Source organism: Neopusillimonas maritima (genome assembly GCF_003576595.1).
GTDB lineage: Bacteria > Pseudomonadota > Gammaproteobacteria > Burkholderiales > Burkholderiaceae_B > Neopusillimonas > Neopusillimonas maritima.
Genome location: NZ_NQOU01000002.1, coordinates 187,487 through 208,684, shown reverse-complemented (window position 1 = coordinate 208,684; position 21,198 = coordinate 187,487). Strand labels below are relative to the sequence as shown.

The following is a 21,198-nucleotide window of genomic DNA, read 5'->3' as shown; positions in this document are numbered from 1 at the left end:
GCTGCGTTAGGCGAAACAGCACGGTTGACGAAATTTACATGGGCATCACGACCGTATCAATAACGTGAATGACACCGTTGTCGGTTTGGATGTCGGTTTGTACAACGGTTGCGTTGTCCACCATCACCTTGCCGTTTTTCACACTCACTGTGAGCGGGCTGCCTTGAACGGTTTTGACTTCACCGGGTTTAACGTTGGCGGCCATTACTTTGCCGGGTACCACATGGTAGGTAAGCACACCGGTTAACGCTGCTTTGTCTGCAATTAGCGCGTCCAGTTTGTCTTTCGGAATTTTGGCAAAAGCGTCATCGGTTGGAGCGAAGACGGTGAACGGACCCGGCCCTTTCAGTGTTTCAACCAAACCCGCGGCTTCAACAGCGGTAACCAGCGTGTTGAAAGAGCCGGCTGATTTTGCGGTATCCACGATGTCGGCGGCGGAGGCCGTGCCAACGGCGAAAGCAAGAGACATTCCCATTAAAAAGCGTTTCATCATTAACTCCTTTGGTGAACTAAACCAAGTGTTGAACTAACCAACCCAGCGCACTTGTACTGGGTATGGTTCATAATTTAGGTTTATTTCCCCTTTTTGTCCATGTTTTGAATCGTTTTAGTTTAAATAAAACGGTTCAAAATAGGTTCAATAAGTAAGAAATTTTTAAGGAAACGTATCCATGTCCAACGTGAGCGAACCTATTCAAGGCACTATTTCGGCTTTATATATTTACCCCGTTAAGTCGTGCGCCGGCCTGAAACTAAGCCATACCGCGGTGCGGTCGACCGGGTTGGCGTTCGATAGGGAATGGATGGTGGTGGATACAAATGGTCACTTCCTTACGCAACGGACTCACCCACGCATGGCGTTGATCCAGCCGCGCCTGCACAAGGTGGACGGTGTTGATGGTTTAACGCTGTCGGCACCGGGAATGAATGACTTTACGCTCATTGCGCCGGGCAGCCCTGATCCCTTAATGGTGAAAGTCTGGCGTGATTCGATGTCGGCTTCAGACATGGGCGACGAGGCGGCCGAGTGGTTGAGTGATTTTCTTGGAACAGCTTGTCGTTTGGTGCGCTTCGATAAGCGTGAACGTCGTATTTGCGACCCTGAGTGGACGCGAAATAACGAGACGTCCACGTACTTTGCCGACGGCTTTCCGCTGTTAGTGTTAAGTGCTGCCGCCATTGCGCACTTGAACTGCCGCATGAGCGAGGCAGGGCGCGCGACGGTTGGTGTGTCCCGGTTTCGTCCCAACATTGTGGTGAGTGACTGGCCGGCTCACCTGGAAGATAAGGTGCCCGGGTTAGTTGCGCCGGACGTTGCATTGCGTTTCGTGAAGCCTTGCACCCGGTGTGCAATTCCCGATATTGATCCGCTTACCGGGCTGGTGACGAATCGGGTAAATGATATTTTGCGCGACTACCGGCGCGATGCACGCATGAAAGGAGCACTGACGTTCGGTATGAACGCGGTGATTACGCGCGGCGTGGGTGAAACATTGAAAACCGGGCAGGTGGTATACAGCGACGACCCAGTTTAAACGGTGGTGCTGGCCCGCCAGAATACTTGTTGAACACCGGGCGTTTTCTTCATTTTTCCCATGAGTGTGTCCAGTTCCGTTCCCTGCAGGGACACAGGAAGCAAACTGGTTTCAATTTCCGTGCGTTGTTCACCGAATGCTTTTATCTCCATGTCACGGAATGGCAGGCCCACTGTGCCCAGTGCTTTTTCCAGGGCCGATAACACGGCATCACTTTGTTCTTCATGTGTAATGACGTGAATTGAGTAGGTCACCTCCACCTCGTCTGGATGCAACGGCCGTCGGTTGATGCGGTTTACGGCAGGGCGCAATAGTGTGTTTGCAGCCAAAACAAACAGTGCGCCCAGTATGGCCTCGGGTAAAAGATCGGCACCTGCCGCGCATCCCACTGCCGCTGATCCCCAAAGAGTTGCCGCCGTGTTAATGCCGCGGACATTCCCTTGTTCGCGCATAATGACCCCGGCACCAAGAAAGCCGACGCCGGACACCACATACGCCAGCACTTGCAAGGTGCCTGGAGATCCGCCGTGAATCTGATGAAAGCGCATGGCCGTGTCAACAAAAAGCGCCGCCCCCACTGCCACCAGGACATTGGTTCTTAAGCCTGCTGTACGAAGGCGAAATTGTCGCTCAAGGCCAATTGCCCCGCCCAGGATAAAGGCGGCAACAAGGCTGACCAGGGAATCAAGAAAAGGGGTTGTCTCGAAATAGGCAAATGCTTGCATAATAGGACTTCAAACCAAGTTGCCTCTATTGTAAGCACCAGCGTTTAACTGATGTGGTCTCCGACGAAATGCAGGTGCCGCCGCGAACCGTGAATACGCTATGGAACGTGTTGACGCGACTTGTTGGGGCGTCGCGGAGCAGGATCTGGGCAAGTTCCTGCAAAAGCGGGGTTAGTTGGTAATTACCCTTTGATTTTTTTGCCAAAACCTTGAACTAGGCTTAGTTCCGACATTTCCCAAGTTGCTTGGCCTGCCAACGCGAGACGCAAATATTTCCATGCAGAGCGAGAGTGTTCTACAGACATGAATTGGGCGCGGGTTCCTTCGCGGGCGCGAATGGCTTCAGCAACTGCTCTGTGCTGTTCATTCGAATGTTGCAAGATGGCTTTGATTCCGGGGAAGTCTGTTTGTGATGATTTAACGAAAGCGTTCGGTGCAGCAAACGGTAAAGTAAGTACGCGTTCTAAGGAGCGTTTGAGCATGGTGCTTTGCGATGCATCGACTAATAGCTCGTGGAATCTGTCGTTGAGTTCGACATAAGCATCAAGATCTTCGGCTCGTTCAAGTGTGCTCACGACAGTGTCCAGTTTTTTGACGCAGTCGTCCAGTGCGTCAAGAATTTCCAAACTAACGCCTCGTTCGGCCGCATATCTTGCGGCCAATCCTTCCAAGGTGCCACGTATTTCGATTGTTTCGGAAACGTCACGCATTGAAAAGCCGCTAACTACAAACCCGCCGGATGAAAGCGGTTCAATAAGCCCTTCTTCCTTTAGTTGCATTAAGGCCATGCGCGCCGGTGTTCGCGAAACACCGAACTCTCTTGCGAGAAACGTTTCAGAGACGCGCTCCCCTGCACGCATTACACCGTCGACAATTAAGCCTCGCAACCCCAATACGGCTTTCAGAGTTTGTGATTGGCGAGAACTTTTTTGCATATCGGCCCCTTTTGCGTCATGGCGGTCTTTAAGTATTTCGGACTTGCAAGTTTTAACACAAGTGCATTTTCATATTGCATTCTATATGTATACATAAAATACAAAAAAACTTATTTAATTTAAGGGTTAATACTAGTTTTTAAAGATATATGTATACATTCATAATTCAGGCGCATACATTTTTTATTTTAATAAGAGTGGAGACATCATGATCAAAAAAATTGGAAGAGTAGTTTTTGCGGCTGCAGCTTTCGCGTTAAGTTTGACGACTGCTGGTGCAGAGGTGGTGAAGGTCGGGGTTATCGGGCCTTTTTCGGGGCCTTTTGCCGGTGCGTTTGGCACTCCGTTTAAACAAGGTATTGAGGCCTATGTCGAGATGCACGGTACAAAGGCGGGGGGTAATGAGGTTGAGTTTATCTATCGAGATCTAGCTGGCCCTGATCCACAAAAAGCTCGAAGCTTGGCACAGGAATTGGTTGTCAAGGACAAGGTTCAATACCTGGCAGGGGTTGTATTTACTCCAAATGCCCTTGCAATTGCACCATTGTCCCAAAGCGCCGAAATTCCATTGGTGATTTTCAATGCGTCCACATCGGTAGTAGTTTCAAAGTCCGATTATTTCGTTCGCACATCAAATACATTGCCTCAGGTTACGGTACCGGTTGCGCAGTACGCACTCGACCAAGGCGTTAAAACCGTCGTGACGATTGTTTCTGATTATGGTCCTGGCATCGATGCAGAAAAAGCGTTTACGAAAACATTGGAAGGCGGTGGTGGTAAGGTGATAGAGCAAATCAGGATGCCGCTCAACACAACCGATTTTGGACCTTTTTTGCAGAAAATAAGATCAATCAAACCGGATGCTTTATTTACTTTCTTGCCCTTTGGTCCACCCACTTTCGGGTTTGTAAAGGCTTATAACGATAACAAGTTGAAAGACGAAGGTATCAAGTTTCTGGGTACGGCAGAAACACAGGAAAGTGACCTTCAGGCATTGGGTGATGGTGCCATCGGTTTGGAAACGGCATATTTTTATTCTGGAGCTCACGAGACTAAAGAGAATGATGCATTCAAAAAAGCGTTGAAAAAAGTTGATCCAGATGCAATAGCGAACCCAGCGACTGTCTCTGCGTTTGATGGTACGCATGTGCTTTATAAGATGATTGAAGCCACGAACGGTCAAGCTAATGGTTCTGAGGCTGTCAATGCGGTGAAAGGGTTGTCGTGGGAAAGTCCACGAGGTCCTGTCACTATCGACTCAAAAACCCGTGACATTATTCAAAATGTGTATATGCGCCGTGTGGAACGAGATTCTAATGACATGTTGATAAATCGCGAGTTCAAAGTTTACGAAGCCCAACCCGATCATGGTTTGACGCTCGGTGATTGATTCTACGAATAGCCATGTTTGAATCATGAAACGGTGTGAGGTAACGGGTGGAATTGATTACAAGTATTTTGATTGATGGATTGGCCTACGGAATGATTCTTTTCATCATTTCCGTAGGTTTGTCTATCACTATGGGGCTTATGCGAGTGGTGAACCTAGCACATGGTGTTTTTGCCATGCTGGGAGGGTTTTTCACTGTCGCGATTGGGGCTTGGCTAGGGTTGCCGGTCGAGCTGTCTGCATTGCTCGCCATTGTGGCAGTCGGGATATTGGCCTTGCCTTTGGAAAAATTCATCTTTCGGCTTATTTATGGCCGGAGCGAGTTACAGCAGGTGCTGTTAACGATTGGCCTGGTGTTTATTGGTATTGCGGCTACCGGTACGTTATTTGGCAACGCGCTTACTGCAATTCAGCTTCCGTTGTACATGCAACAGTCGATTGATATTGGGTTTCGTGTCGTTCCTGCGCATCGAGTTGCAGTGGTGATTGCCGGCTTTGCAGTTTTGGCAGGGTTATGGTGGCTATTTACTCGTACGCGTTTTGGAATAAATATCCGGGCTTCCGTTGACAAGGCTGATGCTGCCGAAGCTGTAGGCATTGACACATCAAAGGTGTATCAGTTGGGATTCATGCTTGGTGCGGCTTTGGCGGCATTGGGTGGCATTCTAGGTGCTGAGCTGCTTCCAATAGAGCCTTATTACCCCTTGAAATATTTGGTGCTGGTTCTCGCTATTGTTGCAGTCGGGGGAATGGGCAGTGTGTTTGGCTCATTTCTAGCAGCTCTTATATTGGGAACGGTCGAGACAGCCGCGAAGTATCTTATGCCTGAAGTTGCTTCCATTGTGTTTTATCTAACTATGTTAGCGGTTCTAAGCTGGCGTCCGCAAGGGTTGTTCGGGAGAAGTGGATGACAATAATGAAAAATAAAATGGTCGGTTTCCCTGAAGTCAGCTTGTTGGTAATGGGGCTGGCGGCCATGTGGCTGATGCCCAATGACTTAAGCTTCCTTACCCGGATAATCACTTCGGCTCTCTTTGTGCTGTCTCTAGACCTCGTGTTGGGCTACGGGGGGATCGTGACATTGGGGCATGCCGCTTTCTTCGGTGTAGGAGCTTATGCGGCAGGTGTATACGCGATTAGCATCTCAGGTGAACCCTTAACCGGGCTGCTGGTAGGTGGAGTTGTGGGAGGTCTAGTCGCCTTGGTGACGGGTGCGTTGCTGTTAAGAACGCACGGCCTAACGTGTTTGATGATGACTATTGCTATTGCTCAGATTCTTCTTGAGGTTCTGAACAAATGGCGCAGTGTCACCGGGGGTGATGACGGTCTGTCGGGTATTGTTGTCGAGCCTATTTTTGGAGTGTTTGAGTTTGATTTCATGGGGCGCACAGGTTTTGTGTATAGCCTTATAACTCTTGTTGTTTGTTTTTGGATAATGCGCAAATTGGTTAGCTCTCCTTTTGGACTGACTTGTGTGGGGATTCGTGAGGATCGGTTACGTATGACAGCACTGGGCTGTAATGTGTATCTGCACGCTTTGGTAATGTACGTCGCGGGCGGGGTGTTTGCCGGAATCGCCGGTGCCCTCATGGCACAAACAACGCAGGTCGTGGGGCTGAGCAGTTTAGGTTTTACCTGGTCCGCAGAGGCCTTAGTCATGCTGGTATTAGGCGGTATGGGTCATTTGTGGGGCGCGGTCATTGGCACCATTTTGTTTATGGTAGTTCATCATTTTGCGTCTGCAATCGATCCTTTTCAATGGATGTTTGTCATCGGGGGCCTTTTGGTTGCGGTCGTGCTTTTGTTCCCGCAGGGGCTTGCCCAAGCGGGCATCGGAATGTTTCAGAAAATTTTTGGGTATGGTCGCATTGCTGAGGAGAAGTCATGACCGAGGCCCTGAAAATCGAAAATTTGTGCCGTAATTTTGGGGCATTGCAAGTCACTGATGATGTTAGCTTTTGTCTGGAAAAGGGCGCAAGGGTGGCTTTGATTGGTCCTAACGGCGCTGGAAAAACAACATTGGTGAACTTGATCGCGGGCAGCTTGTCTCCGAGCTCCGGTCGCATTTATCTTCATCAGCAAGATATTACTCACATGGCTCAAGCTGCGAGGGTTCATTCGGGACTGGTTCGTACTTTTCAGGTCACGCGGCTTTTCAATGAGCTAACGGTTGAAGACAACATTCGCATGGCTATTGTTCAACATCATAAACAATCGTTTCGGCTTTTTTCGCCTCTAAGAAAATTAGCCAATCTTGATTCTGAGTTGCAGCATGTAGTGGACATGATGCAACTTAATGACGTTGCACGGCGCCACGTACGAAATTTGGCTTATGGTGAACAAAGGTTAGTGGAAATTGCTATGGCTTTAGCGCTGAAACCCAGGGTCTTATTACTTGATGAGCCTGCCGCGGGCGTACCGCAAAGTGAAAGTGATGTGGTAATGAGAGCTATATCTGAGTTGCCAGAGGAGATTGCGATTCTGTTCATTGAGCATGACATGGATTTGGTCTTTCGATTTGCACACCGGATATTAGTGCTGGTTTCCGGGGCTTTGTTACTTGATGACACACCGGAAGCTGTGGCTGCGGATGAGCGCGTTCACAAGCTTTATTTAGGAGAGGCGGCATGACGAAAGTGGCGTTTCAACTTAACAACGTGAGCGCAGGTTATGGTCACACAACTGTTATTGAAAACATTGATTTTGCGGTTTGCCCGGGAGAAAAACTCGGGATTATTGGTCGTAATGGTGCGGGTAAAACCACCACTCTGGCTACAGCGATGGGCCTTACGCGCCTGCGCTCAGGCACGATCTATTTCAATGGTAGGGACGTATCCTCAGCTCGACCAAGCATGCGGGCGACGATGGGTTTGGGTTATGTTCCGCAAACGCGCGACATTTTTCCGTCTTTGACGGTGGAAGAAAACCTTAAGGCGGGCATTAGAAGAAAATCCTCCACTTCCGAAGCGTCATTGCTTGCTGAGGCTTATCAACTGTTCCCTCGATTGAACGAACGTAAAAATAATTGGGGGAATGAGCTATCCGGCGGCGAGCAACAGATGCTGTCTATCGCTCGCGCATTGATGGGGCAGCCTTCTGTCCTTTTGCTTGATGAGCCGCTGGAAGGCTTGGCCCCCGTCGTTGCTCAAGAGGTGATGGCCGCTATTCGCTTCCTGACCGGGAAAAGGGGGATCGGAATAGTTCTTGTTGAGCAACATGTGGAATTGGTTTTGGATTTCAGCACAACGATTTTGGTGCTAGAGCGTGGGCAAGCTGTTTACTATGGTTCTACGGCTACGTTGAAAAATGAACAACGTCAAATACTCGATTTATCTATCGGATTAAAGAAGGTGCCTGCGAGCGCCGGGCTTTAAGCAAACTGTATGGGAGTGATGTAAATGTATATTCAAAATGCTTGGTATATCGCCGCTTGGAAACATGAAGTGAGCCAAAAACCATTTGCGCGTCGTATTTGCAATGAGCCGATTGTGCTTTTTCGTGACAAGTCGAATAAAATTTGGGCCGTTGAGGATCGTTGCTGTCATAGAGGGGCGCCGCTTCGTTTTGGAAAGGTTGTTGATAGCGGCTTGCAATGTGGCTATCACGGTTTGGTTTTCGACGGCAAGGGACATTGCGCGGATATCCCAGGCCAGCAAAACATTCCCGCTAAAGCTCGTATTCGGCATTTTTCGGTGGTTGAGAAGGATGAATTTATTTGGATTTGGATGGGGGAGGCCAGTAAAGCTGACGAGTCTCTAATCATCGACTATCCGTTTCACAACGATTATAAAAACTGGCCTCACAAGCATGAGGTTTACCATATTAAGGCGAACTACATGCTGATGGTTGATAATCTTATGGACATGACGCATTTAGCTTATGTTCATGTTGGGTCCATCGGTGGGGATACGAAAAGTACGCATTCGGCAAAAATGGAAACTACCCGGACAGATCTTGGTTTGAGGTATGTGCGGTGGATGTTGGGAGTAAAACCTCCTCCAACTTATTCGAAGGCTGTACCGACGTTGGCTGAGAGTGTTGACCGGTGGCAAGAGTTTGAGTACATAGCGCCCGGCAATATTATTCAATGGAGCGGGGCCACGAATGCTAACACCGGGGCATATGACAAAAATCTTCGTGAGGGTGGATTTTCACTGCGTTTGTTTCATGGTTTAACACCTGAAACGGAGAGCACTTGTCATTATTTTTGGTCGACAGCGAATGGTTATCGTCAGGATGATCCTTCTGCAACTGAGCAGTTGTTCGACGAGATAGCAAGAGCTTTTCAAGAAGACAAGGTGATTGTTGAAGCCCAGCAGGCAAACTTGGATGAGTTGAGTGATCGACCTTTGGTCGATGTCGTTTCTGATTCTGCACGAATTCACATGCGTCGCACCGTTGATCGGTTGATTAAAAAAGAAACGCTTTGAGGGTGAACCCTCATAGATGTAATTGGAGAAAAAATGCCTTATGTCAAATCGAATGGTGTCCGCTTAGCTTATGACATTTCTGGTCCGGAGGGTGCGCCATTTTTGATTTTGTCTAATTCTATCGCGACAACAAAAGCGATGTGGAATCCGCAACTTGATGCGCTTTCCAAAGAATTTCGTGTCGTTCGCTACGATACGCGTGGGCACGGGAAATCGGATGTTCCTTTTGGCCCCTACTCAATTGATGATCTTGGACAGGATGTTTTGGGCCTATTGGATAAGTTAAAAATTGATTCTGCTCATTTCTGTGGCTTATCCTTGGGTGGAATGACGGGCATGTGGTTGGCCTCGAAGTATTCGGAACGGGTTAATAAATTAGTTTTATGTCATTGCGTTTCTCATATAGGCAATGCTGAGATGTGGAATAAACGAATAGCGCATATTCGGGAAAATGGCATGAGCGATATCGCTTTTGGTCAGGTTGAGCGATGGTTTAGAAAAGGTTATGACTGTTCGCATCCTGATATTTATCGGATGTTCCAGAAGGGAGTTTGCGATACTCCCGTCGAGGGGTATGTCGGCTGTTGTGCAGTGCTACGAGATGCTGATTTAAGCAGTTTATTAAGTACGATCACGTCGCCAACATTGGTTGTGGGCGGAAGAGAGGATATTGCAACACCACCTGAGAAGACGAGGGTTGTGGCGCAGAAAATAAAGAATGCTGAATATATGGAGCTTGAGGGTGGGCATCTATCGAACTGGGATTCAGAAACTGATTTCACTAACGTATTGAATGATTTTTTGAGGTGTTAGCGTCATGATTAGATACGTTCATTGAAGCAGGTTTCAAGACAAAATGAAGTAATTTCACTATGCTCTTCGGATATGTTATCCGGTGTACGTTGGAGCTTTAGTGATTCTGCTTTTGCAAACCTTTCTGCAAATGAAAAGAAAAGAAGTCTGGCCGGTTATGCTGGCCGGTCTTTTCTTTTTCTGCGTACTTGCTGCATTGATGGTGGTGCGACCGGCCCGCGAGGCGCTCGGTTTGCAGCGGGGTATTGAAACGGTGCGCTGGCTTTTCCTGGGCACCTTGTTGTTAACACTTCTGGTTAACCCCCTGTTCGGCGTTCTGGTGAGTCGCTTTCGGCGCCGTGTGTTCGTCAGCATCACCTACTTATTCTTCGCAGCCGGGTTACTGGTTTTTTACGCGTTACTGGTATTCACCCCTACGGCGGTGGGGCAAACGTCGGGCATGGTTTTTTATGTTTGGTTCAGTGTATTTAATTTGTTTGCCACCATGCTGTTCTGGGCGTTTATGGTCGACAGTTTTACGCCGGATCAAAGCGAGCGGCTCTTTGGCGCTGTTGCGGTTGGGGGAACGTTGGGGGCGTTGTTCGGGCCGTGGCTTGCGGGGGCCTTGGTTCCCCATGTTGGGACTGCGGCATTGCTGCCGGTTGCTTCCGGTTTTCTTGTGGCTGCGGTTGTGGCAGCGCACGTGTTGGGTGCTTTGGTAAAGCCGCGAGCTGACAGGGTATTCGGTACTGACCCATCATCACCGCAACCGACCGATCCACACATGCAGGGCGGGCGTGTCATAAACGAGGTTTATCCCGATCCGCTTGAAGAACGCCTGATTGGCGGCAAGGCCTGGGACGGCTTCAAAACCACTGTGCAGTCGCCCTATTTGCTGGGGATTGCCGGTTACGTTTTGTTGGTGGCCATTATGGCGACTTTGCTTTACTTTACCCGTTTGCAAATGGTGTCGGCCCTGGTCGACGATACCGATGGCCGGACGGTGATATTCGCGCGTATCGATTTCATAACGCAAGCCACCACATTAGTTCTGCAGGCATTGATAACGGGTCATATTATGCGGCGTCTGGGCGTGGCAGTTGCCCTGGTGCTGTTGCCCGTTACAGTGGCGTTGGGCTTTGTGGGTTTGGCCGTCACCGGAACGTTAACCGCGCTTATTGTGCTCGAGGCGGCGTTTCGTGCAGTGCAGCGTGGCATTATGCGCCCTGCGCGTGAAACGCTTTTTACGGTTGTGCCCCGCGCACAGCGCTACAAATCGAAAGCATTTATTGATACGTTTGTGTATCGGGGCGGCGATGCCGTTGGTGCGCAAACGGAAGGCTTGCTGGGACGGCTGGGAATGGGGCTTGCCGGCTTGGCGGCATTTGCGCTGCCGCTGGCTGTGTTGTGGGCCATGCTGGGTGTCTGGCTGGGCTGGATGCAACGCAAACGTAAAGGAGAAAGTCATGACGACGCGACGTGATGTATTGAAATACGGGGCCTGCATGTTGGGTGGGTTGGCGACAGCCGGTGCGGGTGGCGTTGCGCTGGGAGCCCATCATGAAAATGATGCCATGGGAAAGCTTATTTACCGTGCGATCCCATCAAGTGGGGAAAAGCTGCCCATTATGGGGTTAGGCAGTTCGGCAACATTTCAGCGTATTGCAGGTAGTGAAGATGTTGCAGCGGTTAAAGGCGTGTTGTCGACGATGGTTGAGCTGGGCGGAACGGTGTTCGATACTGCGCCCAGTTACGGGGCCTCGGAACAAGTGGCCGGCCAAGTGGCGAAAGAGCTGGATATCACCCAAAAACTTTTTTGGGCGACGAAGCTGAATGTGGCGGGCTATGGTGGCGGTAAGGCCGATGAAAAAGCGGCTCGCGAGCAATTGGAGCGCTCGTTTCAATATGCGGGTAAAGAAGTGATTGACCTGGTGCAGATTCACAATATGGGGGACCTGCCCACGCAATTACCTATATTGCGCGAATACAAGCAGGCCGGGCGCATTCGCTATATTGGCGTAACCACGACGTTTCAAACGCAATATGAGGCATTTGTGCAAATGATGAAAGACGAGACGCTTGATTTCATTGGCACAGATTACGCCATCGACGAACGTCACGCTGAAGAGATGATTTTGCCGGTGGCGCGGGAACGTGGAATCAGTGTTCTGGTCTATGCGCCGTTTGGCCGCAGTCGTTTGTGGAGCAAGGTGCGCGGCAAGGCTGTGCCGGAGTGGGCGAAAGAGTTCGACGCCGCGACTTGGGCGCAGTTTTTCCTTAAGTATGTGGCCAGCCACCCCGACGTGACGGCAATCACACCTGCAACCAGCAAACCTGCAAACATGGCCGATAATATGCGCGGCGGCATGGGACGCTTGCCTGATGCGGCAATGCGAACCAAAATGGTTGCGTTAATTGAATCTTTGTGAGAATAGATAGAACATTAAGTGGTGGAAAGAAGGCGTAGTTGTTATGTCTCACTTGTGTGAATGAATTGGTCTTGGAGAGCTATATGCGTTGTGCCGCCGTCCCGTCGTTTTCGTCTTTGGCTGCGTTTAACCCTTCCTTTAATACGGAGGATGGTTTCATCGGGTCGCATGAAGGGGCATATCTGGGCCGGCGTCGTCAACCGGTTTGTACGTGTGGGGGGGTAGCGGCGCAAGTCTTGCACGATCGCGTTATGGCATCCATGACCCGCCGAATGTTTTTGGGGGGCGCGGCGGCGGCTATGGTGCCGTTTATTGGTTTTCAAACCAGCAAAGCCATTGCGCAGCAACCCGCTCCTCCGGATCGCCCGGTGCTGTTAACTAACCTGCGTTTGTTCGATGGGGTTAGCGGAACAGTGCAAGAGGGGGTTAACATTCTCGTCGAGGGGAATCGTATTTCGGCTTTGCCCGGGGCAGGCGAGGTAATTGAAAACGCGCAAATGATCGATTGTGGTGGGCGCCTGGCCATGCCCGGATTAATCGACGTGCATTGGCACTCCATGTTTTGTGGCCTTACAGAAATGGCTGCCATGACGGCGGACATTGGTTATGTTTATCTGGTTGCGGCGCGTGAGGCGGAACGTACGTTATTACGCGGTTTTACCAGTGTGCGCGATGCCGGTGGCCCCAGCTTCGCTTTGAAGCGGGCCATTGATGAAGGCATTGTTGTTGGGCCACGCATTTTTCCGTCGGGTGCGATGATTTCGCAAACTTCCGGCCATGGTGACTTTCGCATGCGTTACGAGGTACCACGTCAAACGGGCGGTCCGCTCAGTTATGCCGAAAAAATGGGGGCCGCCATGATTGCCGATGGCGCCGACGAAGTATTGCGCCGTGTGCGTGAGCAACTTATGTTGGGTGCCAGCCAGGTGAAGCTTATGGCCGGCGGCGGCGTGACATCGCATTACGATCCGCTCGACACCACGCAATACACGGAAGCCGAGTTGCGCGCGGGGGTGCAGGCTGCGGAAGACTGGGGTACGTATGTCATGGTGCATGTGTATACCTCCAAAGGTATTCAACGCGCCGTGAAGGCGGGCGTGCAATCTATTGAACATGGGCAGTTGGCCGACGAAACAGCGGCCAAACTCATGGCCGATGAGGGCGTTTGGTGGAGCCTGCAACCTTTTCTTGCCGATGAAGATGCCAACCTAAAGGCGGATCCGAACAGCAAGGAAAAGCAACGCGAGGTGGCCGAGGGGACCGTGCGTGCGTACCAGATGGCGATCGACATGAAAATTAAAACCGCCTGGGGTACTGATATTCTGTTTACGCCGCAGAATCTGTCAACACAAGGTCGGCAATTGGCGAAGCTTACCCGTTTTTACGATCCGCTGAGCTTGCTGAAAATGGCCACGGCGCAGAACGGCGAATTGTTGGCCATGGCGGGGCAGCGTAGTCCGTACAAGGGCAAACTGGGCGTGATCGAGCCGGGCGGGCTGGCCGATATCCTGATCGCCGACGGTGATCCCACTCAGAATCTTGACTTCATCAGCGACCCAGACAAGAACCTTAAGCTGATCATGAAAGATGGTCGTATTTACAAAGATCAACTTTAAGCAAAGGGTGTGCCATGTCCTGGCTTAAAGCAATCAGGTTGGAAAAAGTCGTTTTAACCTTCCCGGTGTTCTTCATGCTGGCGGGTTGTTCCCAGGGGCGTGCCCCTTCATTTCTTTTGTTTGGCTCTTATTTTCCCTCATGGCTGGTGGGCGCGGCCATTAGCATCCCGTTAACCCTGCTTGTTCGCTGGGGCTTGATACGTGTCGGTATCGACGACGTTCTGCCCCTGCGTTTATTGGTTTATGTTTGCCTGGGTCTGATCTTCACAATGATGTTTGCATTTCTTTTTTCTCCCCGGTGATGCCAATGGCCGACGCTAATCATTCTTCAAACCGCCGTCTTGCCGTTCTGTTGGCGGTTGTCGTGATTCTGGCCGCTGTGGTTGCCGGTACGGTTTACTGGCGTTATCTCGATCGCAACCTGATGTCTGAAGATGCCGTGTTGGAAGCAGATGTGGTTCACATAAGTGCGGCGGTGCCCGGCAAGATTACTGAGTTGAACGTGGCTGAAGGAGGTCGGGTATCGAAAGGCGACGTGCTGTTTCGCCTTGATCCCGAGGCGTACCGCCTGCGGGTGCAACAGGCCGAGGCCGAGTTGGCGGCTGCCCAGGCAGCGCTTGCGACACGTGAACGGCAAATTCGGGCTGAAACGGCAAATGCTTCCGTTGCCGACGAACAAATCGGGCGCGCGCAGGCCAATTTAGACCTGGCGCGTAAAACGGTAGAGCGCTTAACACCTTTGGCCAAGAAGGGGTACGTTACCCAGCAGGATCTGGATGCCGCCAAAACCGCACTGCGCGATGCGCAAGTCAGTCTGAGTCAGGCGCAATCCCAATCCACCGCCGCCCGTGAGTTAATCGGTGAACTGGAAGCCACGCAGGCAACGGTGGAAGTGGCTCAAGCATCGTTGGCGCTTGCTCGTAAAGCGCTGAACGATACGGTTGTTCGCGCACCCCATGATGGCTTGGTGGTAGGCTTGAAGGTGATGACCGGTGAGCACATGGCACCCGATCAGGCATTATTTACGCTGATTGATGCAAACGAATGGTTTGCCACGGCGCTGTTCCGGGAAACCGACCTTGCCCATTTGAAAGCGGGGCAATGCGCGCAGGCGTATGCCTTGTCGGATCCCACGCGAGAAATCAAGGGTAAGGTCGTTAGCATTGGTTGGGGTGTGGCATCTGAAGATTTGGTGTCGTTACCGCGATCTTTGCCCTATGTGCAGAAATCCCTGAATTGGGTGCGTGTGGCGCAGCGCTTTCCCGTCCGTATTTTATTGCAGGATCCTCCGGCTGATTTGATGCGGGTCGGGGCATCGGCTTCGGTGGTGGTGCGTACTGATCGCGAGTGTTAATTCCTATGGTTTCCTGGTTCCAACGTGAAATCATTCAAGAGCTCAAGCCATTCGAAGGCAGGTTCGAAACGGCCTGGCGGATTGCCCTGATTTGTTCGCTGGCGGCACTGGTGTTCATGACCTATGGCATTCCTCTGGTGGCCATTGGTTGCTATTTGATCCTGTTTGTCATGAAGCCCGACCCCGCAGAATCCACGCTCATGGCGATTGGTATCAGCGTACTGGTTTCAATTGTGGTGCCGGTTTTGGTGCTGTTAACCAACCTGGCGATTGATGTGCCGCTGTGGCGCATGGTTATTATCGCGGTCAGTTCATTTTTGTTTTTGTTTCTGGGGGCCGCCTCGCAGTTGGGGCCGGCAGGCAGTATTCTGGCGTTGGTCGTGGCGTTCATCATGACCTTGTTGGGTAACGCGCCATTTGGTGAAGTGGCTACGCGCGGTATTTTGTACGCGTGGCTGATGGCGGCGGTGCCCATGGGCTTGATTATTGTGTGCAATGTGGCGTTCGGGCGCTCGGTACCACGTTTATTGCAGCGTTTGGTCGCTGAGCGTTTGAACGTGGTGGCCGACGTTCTTCATGGGCACGCATCGGCGGATGATGTCTGGACCCTTTTACGAAAGGGTAATACCGAAGCCGACAGTTATATGAAGTATGTTGCTTTGTTTCACCTCATTCCTAAAGTGCAGCAAGCCCAGCTGAAAGCAGCCGTCACGCGAAGTTATGAGCTTTTGATTCATGCCAGTCAATTCGACTCATTGGGAACAGCCGACGACAAAACGCACGTGGCGCAGCGCGGCGGTTCCGACAGTTATGCTACAGAGTCGGCGGCTCAGTGCCGTCGGCTGGCGCAGGCTTTCCAGGCCGGCCAGTATCCAGCGCTGCCGCAGCAGGCGGAAAATGTTTCGGTTAGGTTGCAGCCTTTCACGAACGCCATGGCCTTGTTATACACACCCGTACCCGAAGGCGGGTCCGCTCCCCATTCGGGTTTCTTTTATCCGGATGCACTGACTAATCCGGTTTATCAGCGGTTTGCGCTTAAAACCACATTGGCCGCCGTGATTGCCTACACTGCGTATACGGCGATGGATTGGCAAGACATTCACACGGCCATGATTACCTGTTATGTGGCAGCGCTGGGGTCCACTGGGGAAACCGTTCATAAATTAACGTTGCGTATATTGGGTTGCCTGGTAGGGGCGGCCATGGGTGTGCTTTCCATTCTGTTTTTGATTCCGCTGATGACGTCGATCGGGCAGCTTATGTTATTGGTGTTTGCTGGAATATTCTGCGCGGGTTGGGTCTCCAGCGGTTCCGAGCGCAGTGCTTACGCCGGTGTGCAAATTGGTCTGGCATTCTTGTTGACGGTGCTTCAGGGGTTTGGGCCCGATGTGCAAATGTCCGTTGCGCTGGATCGCATAATGGGCATTTTGCTGGGGAACCTGATTCTTTATCTTGTATTCACGCGGATATGGCCCATCAGTGCCGCACAAGCCGCTCGCGCCAGGCTAAGCGCGGTTTTAAAGCGTTTGTCCTGCTATAGCGGGCAGTCTCACCCCGGTCCGTTATGCAGTCCTAATCAAACGGCGCAGAATCTGGCTGCTCTGGACGCCGTTCGCGAGCAGCTATCGCGTGTGCATTTCGAACCCCGTTCGTTACGCCCCCCGCGTGAAGAATTGGACCTGCTTAAGAAAACGCTGAAACAAAGCGAAGGATTTTGTGTGCGAATGGCATTAGCGCAAGAAAGTCGTGGTACCGTCGCGCAATGGGAGCGTCAGTTAACTGACATGCGTCATCAGCTAAGTGTGCAACCGGCATGAACTATTCTCCAACCTGTTTTTTCAGCAGTCGGGCTACGGTCAGTGCTGCGCGCGTGGGTCGTCAGACGCTATCCCTTCTGGCATGTGTTGCCTTGTCGTCGTGTGCAAGCAATGCAATTAATCGTGCGCCCGCGTCGGCTCACGAGCCTTGGCGGCCAACTGAAAGCCAGGCGTCGGCGGGTTTGGATATTAGCCCTCCTGACCTTTCCGGTTTTTCAATTCCTTCGGTGCCGGCTTTGGCGCAAGTGGATTCCGGCCCGGATCTTGATACGTCGAGACCTTTACAATTACCCGAGCTCATTGATATCGCCCAGCGTGAGAATCCCCAAACCCGTCAGGCTTGGAATCGGGCGCGGCAGGCGGCCTTAGCCACCGGCATGGTGGAAGCCACGTTCTTACCCATGTTGTCGGCCAATGTCATTGGCGGCTATCAGCGTACCAGCCAGCCCTTGCCCTTGCAGGTAGGTGGCTATCGAAACCTCGATACCGATATCAGTGGAACTGTACCGGCAGTGGCTTTAGGCTGGCTATTATTCGATTTTGGCCAGCGTGAAGCGTTGCTGGAAGGGGCGTCCCAACTATCGTTCGCAGCGAATGTGTTGTTCAATGCAGCGCATCAAAAGGTGATTCGCGACGTTACCGATCAGTTTTACCAATACAACACGGCGCGCATGCGGACAAAACTCGCGCGTGAAGCGCTGGCTAATCAACGTAAAGTTGAGCGTGCTGTACGTGACAAGCTGGACGCTGGTGTGGCGACATCCATTGAGCTCTCTTTGGTTCGACAGGCGGTGGCGCAAGCCAAACTGAATTTGGTCGATAACGAGGGTTTGGAGCGTAATGCGTATCTGGGACTGATGAGCGCGTTGGGCGTGCCGCCGACAACCCAACTTAATATTGCGCCGGTTCAAACACGCGCGTTGCCCGTTGCAACCGACCCGATCACTTCGGAGCGTATGCAACAGGCGTTGGCGCAACGCCCTGATTTAGTGGCGGCCTATGCGGCGGTAAAGGCGGCTAAAGCGAATGTGAAAGCGGCCGAGGCCGAATTCTTGCCCAAGGTGTATTTAGGCGCGGTTGCCGCCAACAGCCGCATCAGTTTCGATGTGCGGGGTTTGCCTGGATTAAGTCAAACAGCCACGTCAAGCGGGGTTTTGCTGGGTGTCACAATGCCGATTTTCGATGGCGGTTTGCGACAGGCTCGTTTGCGCGACGCCGAAATTGAGGTGGACGAGGCACAGCAAGCGTTGCGAACACAGCGTCGTGATGCTTTGCGGGAAATGGTTGCTGCGGAAACGGTGTTGCGATCCGCATTGCAAAGCTTTGAGGCTGCAACGGAACTGGTGTCCACTGCGCAAACCACTTACGACGCGTCGTTTGATGCGTATCGCAGTGGTGTGGGAACATTGACTACGGTGACCGAGGCAACGACCGATTTGCTGGAAGCACGCCAGGCGCGAGCGGATGCCTATAATGCGGCAATGGCGGCGGCCGCGAATCTGGCATTTGTGATGGGGCGCATGACAACACCGCGGTCGTCTTGGCTTAGGTCACCATAAGGTTTTCTGTGAGGGTTTGTGCGGGCTCAGGTTTGCCGTAGAAGAAGCCTTGGTATTTATGGCAGCCCAGCTGGGCCAGTACGTCTCGCTGCGCCTGGGTTTCAACGCCTTCGGCGATAACATCCAGATTTAACGCCTTGCCCAGGTTAATAATGGTTTGAACAATGGCTATGTCGTTGCGATTGAAAACCAGGTCACGTACAAAAACAGCGTCAATTTTTAATTGGTCGACCGGCAGTTGTTGAATTTGGCTTAACGAGGAATAGCCGGTGCCGAAGTCGTCCAGTGCCAGTCGTATGCCTTTTTGTTTCAAGGCCTGCATTTTTTTAATGGCCGCATCAACGTCTTGCATGAGTTGGCTTTCGGTCAGTTCCAGTTCCAGTTTTTCCGGGGGGGCGCCGGTTTCGTTCAAGGTATGTGATACATAATCAACGAATCCGTCGTCGAAGAATTCTTTCGCACTGACATTTACCGCAATGGTTAAGTGTTGTGTCGCAGGGCACACTTGCCAAAGCGCCAATTGGCGACATGCCATGTGCAACACTTTTTTCCCAAGCGGCACAATCAGCCCGGTGAGTTCGGCCAGCGGAATAAAACTGGCTGGAGATGTTAAACCTTGTTGCGGGTGCTGCCACCGCACCAGTGCTTCAACGCCGACAATGCCGTCGGTACGGTCTATTTGGGGCTGGTAGTAAAGAACGAACTCGTTTCGTTCAATAGCCTGACGCAGGCCGCGTTCCATTTCCGAGCGCGCAGTGGCAAGGGCCTCCATTTCAGGTTCAAAAACGCGAATGGTGCCGCGCCCCACAGATTTTGCCTGGTATAGCGCCAGTTCGGCTTGTTTCAATGCCTCTTCCGCACGGGTGGTGTGGGCGTTGAATATGGTGGCGCCGATACAGACACTTCCCTGGAATTCGAGCTGCTCGAGCATAAAAGGCCGGCTAAGTTGTTTGCGCACAGTGTCGGCAAAGTCAAGCACATGGCTATTTGCCTGAGCGTATAAAGTGGGTAGTTCGTCGACATAAATAACGAAGGAGTCGCCTACAAGGCGCCCGGCAAGATCATTGGGCCGACATAAACTGGTAATGGTGTTGGTCACAGCGATCAGCAGTAAATCCCCAACCCGATGACCCTGCGTGTCGTTCAGCGAACGAAAGTCATCAATATTAATAATGATAAGCGCGGCATTCATCAAACGCATTGCGTTGTTTTGCAAGCGTTTCTCAAGCTGTTCGAAGAAATGGCTGCGGTTGGGTAATGCGGTTAAGGCGTCATATTTGGAAAGCTTTTCAATGGTGTCACGAAAATGGCGCTGCTCGGAAATGTCGGTTGATATTCCGCATAGCCCGACGATTCTGTTTCCGGCGTCGCGCAACGGGATCTTGACCGAATAAAAATAAGTGGTCAGGTTGTTGTTGCGCGTTGTGTCGACCTCTTCTCCGGCAAAGCGCTCACCTTTTTCAATTACCTGGTGGTCAATCTCGTTAAGATGTTTTACCGTTTCCCGGTCGAAAAGGTCTTCGTCTTTCTTGCCGACGATATCGGCGGCGGGACGATTGAATAGTTTTGAGGCCGCCTGGTTTACATATAAATAACGAAATTGCAGGTCTTTGATGTAGATGCAGGCGTCGACGGCATCCAGGATGGTGTTGCGTAGTGACTCGCTTTCGGCCAAACGCCGCTTACGTTGCTTCACTTCCCGGCGAAGTCGTGACGCGGCAAATAACGTTAATCCAAGCAGTACCAGGCTTGCAGCAAGTGTCCACCAGACATATCGCGGCACTTCTGAAATGATCGGCTCGCCACCCCATTTTTTCAACGTGTCGTAATAGAACGATTGCGTGTCCGCCTGCCAGGCTTGAAGTTGCTGGTCGACTGTTGCCAGCAAAGCGGGATTCTGACCTTCTGCCGTTGTGAAGTAAAGCGCGCTTGGAAGAAAAATAATGGGCGTTTCGTCAACGTTAAACGTGTTGGCGGTGTAGTTGCCGAAATGGTGGTTCGACACCACGGCATCGGCTTGCCCTTGTTCTACAAGCTTGAACCCTTCTTCGTAGCGATCAACAAGTATGATTTTTGCGTTCACCCCGAACCCCGCAAGCGCCGATTCAAGATACGACTGTTGAATGGATTGCGCAAGCACCACAATACGCTTGCCTTCGAAGTCACGCAAAGATTGTATGTTTTGGGTTGGATTCTGGTACACCTGAGACCAGCTGTACAAAGCCGGAGTCTGGTGAAAATCAAGCTGAGTGTCGCGCAACTCTGAAAGTGCCACGTCGGGCATCAGGTCAATTTTGCCTTGCTGGGTTAATTGCAGACACGCCTCCCAACTACAGGGAACCACTTCAATATCCCAACCTTGCTTGTCGGCAATGGCGTTAATGAGATCGCCGAAAATGCCGGTAATGCGTCCGTCGGGAGAGATAAATATTTTGGGTGGGTTGTGGTAGACGCCCACGCGTACTGATTGCGCTTGCGTGCTTGTTAATGGAAGCAGGAGCGCCAAGCTAAAACCACACACCCATTTGGAAATGCGGCTGACATGAACAGGCGGTTTAACGGCCATGGAATCCTTGCTGTAGAAAGGGAGCGCTTTCCGTTAACATGTGGTTATCC

19 protein-coding genes are annotated in these 21,198 nt (G+C 51.5%); 15 read left to right on the top strand and 4 right to left on the bottom strand.

From position 1 onward, the window contains the following. Window positions 1-34 precede the first annotated feature (34 nt). Entirely contained in the window at window positions 35-490 is a 456-nt protein-coding gene (locus tag CJO09_RS05965; RefSeq protein WP_119441553.1) for a fasciclin domain-containing protein, read from the bottom strand. 181 nt (window positions 491-671) lie between these two features. On the opposite strand from CJO09_RS05965, the gene CJO09_RS05960 reads away from it, so the two are divergent. Continuing rightward, window positions 672-1,535, top strand: coding sequence for an MOSC domain-containing protein (locus CJO09_RS05960; RefSeq protein WP_119441552.1), 864 nt, complete (start codon window positions 672-674; stop codon window positions 1,533-1,535). Here the strand turns inward: CJO09_RS05960 and CJO09_RS05955 are convergent. Both CJO09_RS05955 and CJO09_RS05950 read right to left on the bottom strand, forming a co-directional pair. After that, window positions 1,532-2,260 (bottom strand): MgtC/SapB family protein, encoded by a 729-nt coding sequence (locus CJO09_RS05955; RefSeq protein ID WP_114419400.1) that lies wholly within the window; start codon window positions 2,258-2,260, stop codon window positions 1,532-1,534. The genes CJO09_RS05960 and CJO09_RS05955 overlap by 4 nt on opposite strands. Before the next feature lie 182 nt (window positions 2,261-2,442). Further along, the gene (locus CJO09_RS05950) at window positions 2,443-3,195 is read right to left on the bottom strand and encodes a GntR family transcriptional regulator (RefSeq protein WP_119441551.1); all 753 of its coding nucleotides are present in this window, start codon (window positions 3,193-3,195) and stop codon (window positions 2,443-2,445) included. 208 nt (window positions 3,196-3,403) lie between these two features. On the opposite strand from CJO09_RS05950, the gene CJO09_RS05945 reads away from it, so the two are divergent. The 14 genes from CJO09_RS05945 (at window position 3,404) to CJO09_RS05880 (ending at window position 18,582) form a co-directional block, all read left to right on the top strand. Further along, entirely contained in the window at window positions 3,404-4,585 is a 1,182-nt protein-coding gene (locus tag CJO09_RS05945) for an ABC transporter substrate-binding protein (RefSeq protein ID WP_119441550.1), read from the top strand. Between the two features lie 47 nt (window positions 4,586-4,632). Further along, complete coding sequence (locus CJO09_RS05940) at window positions 4,633-5,496, top strand: branched-chain amino acid ABC transporter permease (RefSeq protein WP_119441549.1); 864 nt, start codon at window positions 4,633-4,635, stop codon at window positions 5,494-5,496. Window positions 5,497-5,501: 5 nt separating this feature from the next. Next, the gene (locus tag CJO09_RS05935) at window positions 5,502-6,473 is read left to right on the top strand and encodes a branched-chain amino acid ABC transporter permease (protein WP_218961034.1); all 972 of its coding nucleotides are present in this window, start codon (window positions 5,502-5,504) and stop codon (window positions 6,471-6,473) included. Then, window positions 6,470-7,216 (top strand): ABC transporter ATP-binding protein, encoded by a 747-nt coding sequence (locus tag CJO09_RS05930; protein ID WP_119441547.1) that lies wholly within the window; start codon window positions 6,470-6,472, stop codon window positions 7,214-7,216. Before CJO09_RS05935 ends, CJO09_RS05930 begins: the two co-directional genes overlap by 4 nt. Next, entirely contained in the window at window positions 7,213-7,959 is a 747-nt protein-coding gene (locus CJO09_RS05925) for an ABC transporter ATP-binding protein (protein WP_119441546.1), read from the top strand. The genes CJO09_RS05930 and CJO09_RS05925 overlap by 4 nt, the downstream gene beginning before the upstream one ends. Before the next feature lie 24 nt (window positions 7,960-7,983). Further along, window positions 7,984-9,015: an aromatic ring-hydroxylating oxygenase subunit alpha gene (locus CJO09_RS05920; protein ID WP_119441545.1), complete on the top strand. Its 1,032-nt coding sequence runs from the start codon at window positions 7,984-7,986 to the stop codon at window positions 9,013-9,015. Between the two features lie 33 nt (window positions 9,016-9,048). Next, window positions 9,049-9,828, top strand: coding sequence for a 3-oxoadipate enol-lactonase (gene pcaD, locus CJO09_RS05915; protein ID WP_119441544.1), 780 nt, complete (start codon window positions 9,049-9,051; stop codon window positions 9,826-9,828). Between the two features lie 100 nt (window positions 9,829-9,928). Further along, window positions 9,929-11,290: an NTP/NDP exchange transporter gene (locus CJO09_RS05910; RefSeq protein WP_245961245.1), complete on the top strand. Its 1,362-nt coding sequence runs from the start codon at window positions 9,929-9,931 to the stop codon at window positions 11,288-11,290. Next, window positions 11,274-12,236: an aldo/keto reductase gene (locus CJO09_RS05905; RefSeq protein ID WP_245961244.1), complete on the top strand. Its 963-nt coding sequence runs from the start codon at window positions 11,274-11,276 to the stop codon at window positions 12,234-12,236. The genes CJO09_RS05910 and CJO09_RS05905 overlap by 17 nt, the downstream gene beginning before the upstream one ends. A gap of 83 nt (window positions 12,237-12,319) precedes the next feature. Then, window positions 12,320-13,852: a metal-dependent hydrolase family protein gene (locus CJO09_RS05900; RefSeq protein WP_245961243.1), complete on the top strand. Its 1,533-nt coding sequence runs from the start codon at window positions 12,320-12,322 to the stop codon at window positions 13,850-13,852. 14 nt (window positions 13,853-13,866) lie between these two features. Next, window positions 13,867-14,154, top strand: coding sequence for a YtcA family lipoprotein (locus CJO09_RS15765; RefSeq protein ID WP_174233132.1), 288 nt, complete (start codon window positions 13,867-13,869; stop codon window positions 14,152-14,154). Window positions 14,155-14,159: 5 nt separating this feature from the next. Further along, complete coding sequence (gene mdtN, locus CJO09_RS05890; protein WP_119441543.1) at window positions 14,160-15,206, top strand: multidrug transporter subunit MdtN; 1,047 nt, start codon at window positions 14,160-14,162, stop codon at window positions 15,204-15,206. A gap of 5 nt (window positions 15,207-15,211) precedes the next feature. Beyond that, window positions 15,212-17,023 carry an FUSC family protein gene (locus CJO09_RS05885; protein WP_119441542.1) on the top strand — a complete coding sequence of 604 codons (1,812 nt, stop codon included), beginning with the start codon at window positions 15,212-15,214 and terminating at the stop codon, window positions 17,021-17,023. Continuing rightward, window positions 17,020-18,582: a TolC family protein gene (locus CJO09_RS05880; protein WP_119441541.1), complete on the top strand. Its 1,563-nt coding sequence runs from the start codon at window positions 17,020-17,022 to the stop codon at window positions 18,580-18,582. Before CJO09_RS05885 ends, CJO09_RS05880 begins: the two co-directional genes overlap by 4 nt. Here CJO09_RS05880 and CJO09_RS05875 read toward each other — a convergent pair. Next, window positions 18,569-21,148 (bottom strand): EAL domain-containing protein, encoded by a 2,580-nt coding sequence (locus tag CJO09_RS05875; protein WP_119441540.1) that lies wholly within the window; start codon window positions 21,146-21,148, stop codon window positions 18,569-18,571. The two genes, CJO09_RS05880 and CJO09_RS05875, sit on opposite strands and share 14 nt — an antisense overlap. Between the last annotated feature and the right edge of the window lie 50 nt (window positions 21,149-21,198).

Coding starts and splice junctions, on each gene's coding strand:
- CJO09_RS05965 (WP_119441553.1), bottom strand. CDS start 490: ATGAAACGCTTTTTAATGGGAATGTCTCTTGCTTTCGCCGTTGGCACG.
- CJO09_RS05960 (WP_119441552.1), top strand. CDS start 672: ATGTCCAACGTGAGCGAACCTATTCAAGGCACTATTTCGGCTTTATAT.
- CJO09_RS05955 (WP_114419400.1), bottom strand. CDS start 2,260: ATGCAAGCATTTGCCTATTTCGAGACAACCCCTTTTCTTGATTCCCTG.
- CJO09_RS05950 (WP_119441551.1), bottom strand. CDS start 3,195: ATGCAAAAAAGTTCTCGCCAATCACAAACTCTGAAAGCCGTATTGGGG.
- CJO09_RS05945 (WP_119441550.1), top strand. CDS start 3,404: ATGATCAAAAAAATTGGAAGAGTAGTTTTTGCGGCTGCAGCTTTCGCG.
- CJO09_RS05935 (WP_218961034.1), top strand. CDS start 5,502: ATGAAAAATAAAATGGTCGGTTTCCCTGAAGTCAGCTTGTTGGTAATG.
- CJO09_RS05930 (WP_119441547.1), top strand. CDS start 6,470: ATGACCGAGGCCCTGAAAATCGAAAATTTGTGCCGTAATTTTGGGGCA.
- CJO09_RS05925 (WP_119441546.1), top strand. CDS start 7,213: ATGACGAAAGTGGCGTTTCAACTTAACAACGTGAGCGCAGGTTATGGT.
- CJO09_RS05920 (WP_119441545.1), top strand. CDS start 7,984: ATGTATATTCAAAATGCTTGGTATATCGCCGCTTGGAAACATGAAGTG.
- pcaD (WP_119441544.1), top strand. CDS start 9,049: ATGCCTTATGTCAAATCGAATGGTGTCCGCTTAGCTTATGACATTTCT.
- CJO09_RS05905 (WP_245961244.1), top strand. CDS start 11,274: ATGACGACGCGACGTGATGTATTGAAATACGGGGCCTGCATGTTGGGT.
- CJO09_RS05900 (WP_245961243.1), top strand. CDS start 12,320: ATGCGTTGTGCCGCCGTCCCGTCGTTTTCGTCTTTGGCTGCGTTTAAC.
- CJO09_RS15765 (WP_174233132.1), top strand. CDS start 13,867: ATGTCCTGGCTTAAAGCAATCAGGTTGGAAAAAGTCGTTTTAACCTTC.
- mdtN (WP_119441543.1), top strand. CDS start 14,160: ATGGCCGACGCTAATCATTCTTCAAACCGCCGTCTTGCCGTTCTGTTG.
- CJO09_RS05885 (WP_119441542.1), top strand. CDS start 15,212: ATGGTTTCCTGGTTCCAACGTGAAATCATTCAAGAGCTCAAGCCATTC.
- CJO09_RS05880 (WP_119441541.1), top strand. CDS start 17,020: ATGAACTATTCTCCAACCTGTTTTTTCAGCAGTCGGGCTACGGTCAGT.
- CJO09_RS05875 (WP_119441540.1), bottom strand. CDS start 21,148: ATGGCCGTTAAACCGCCTGTTCATGTCAGCCGCATTTCCAAATGGGTG.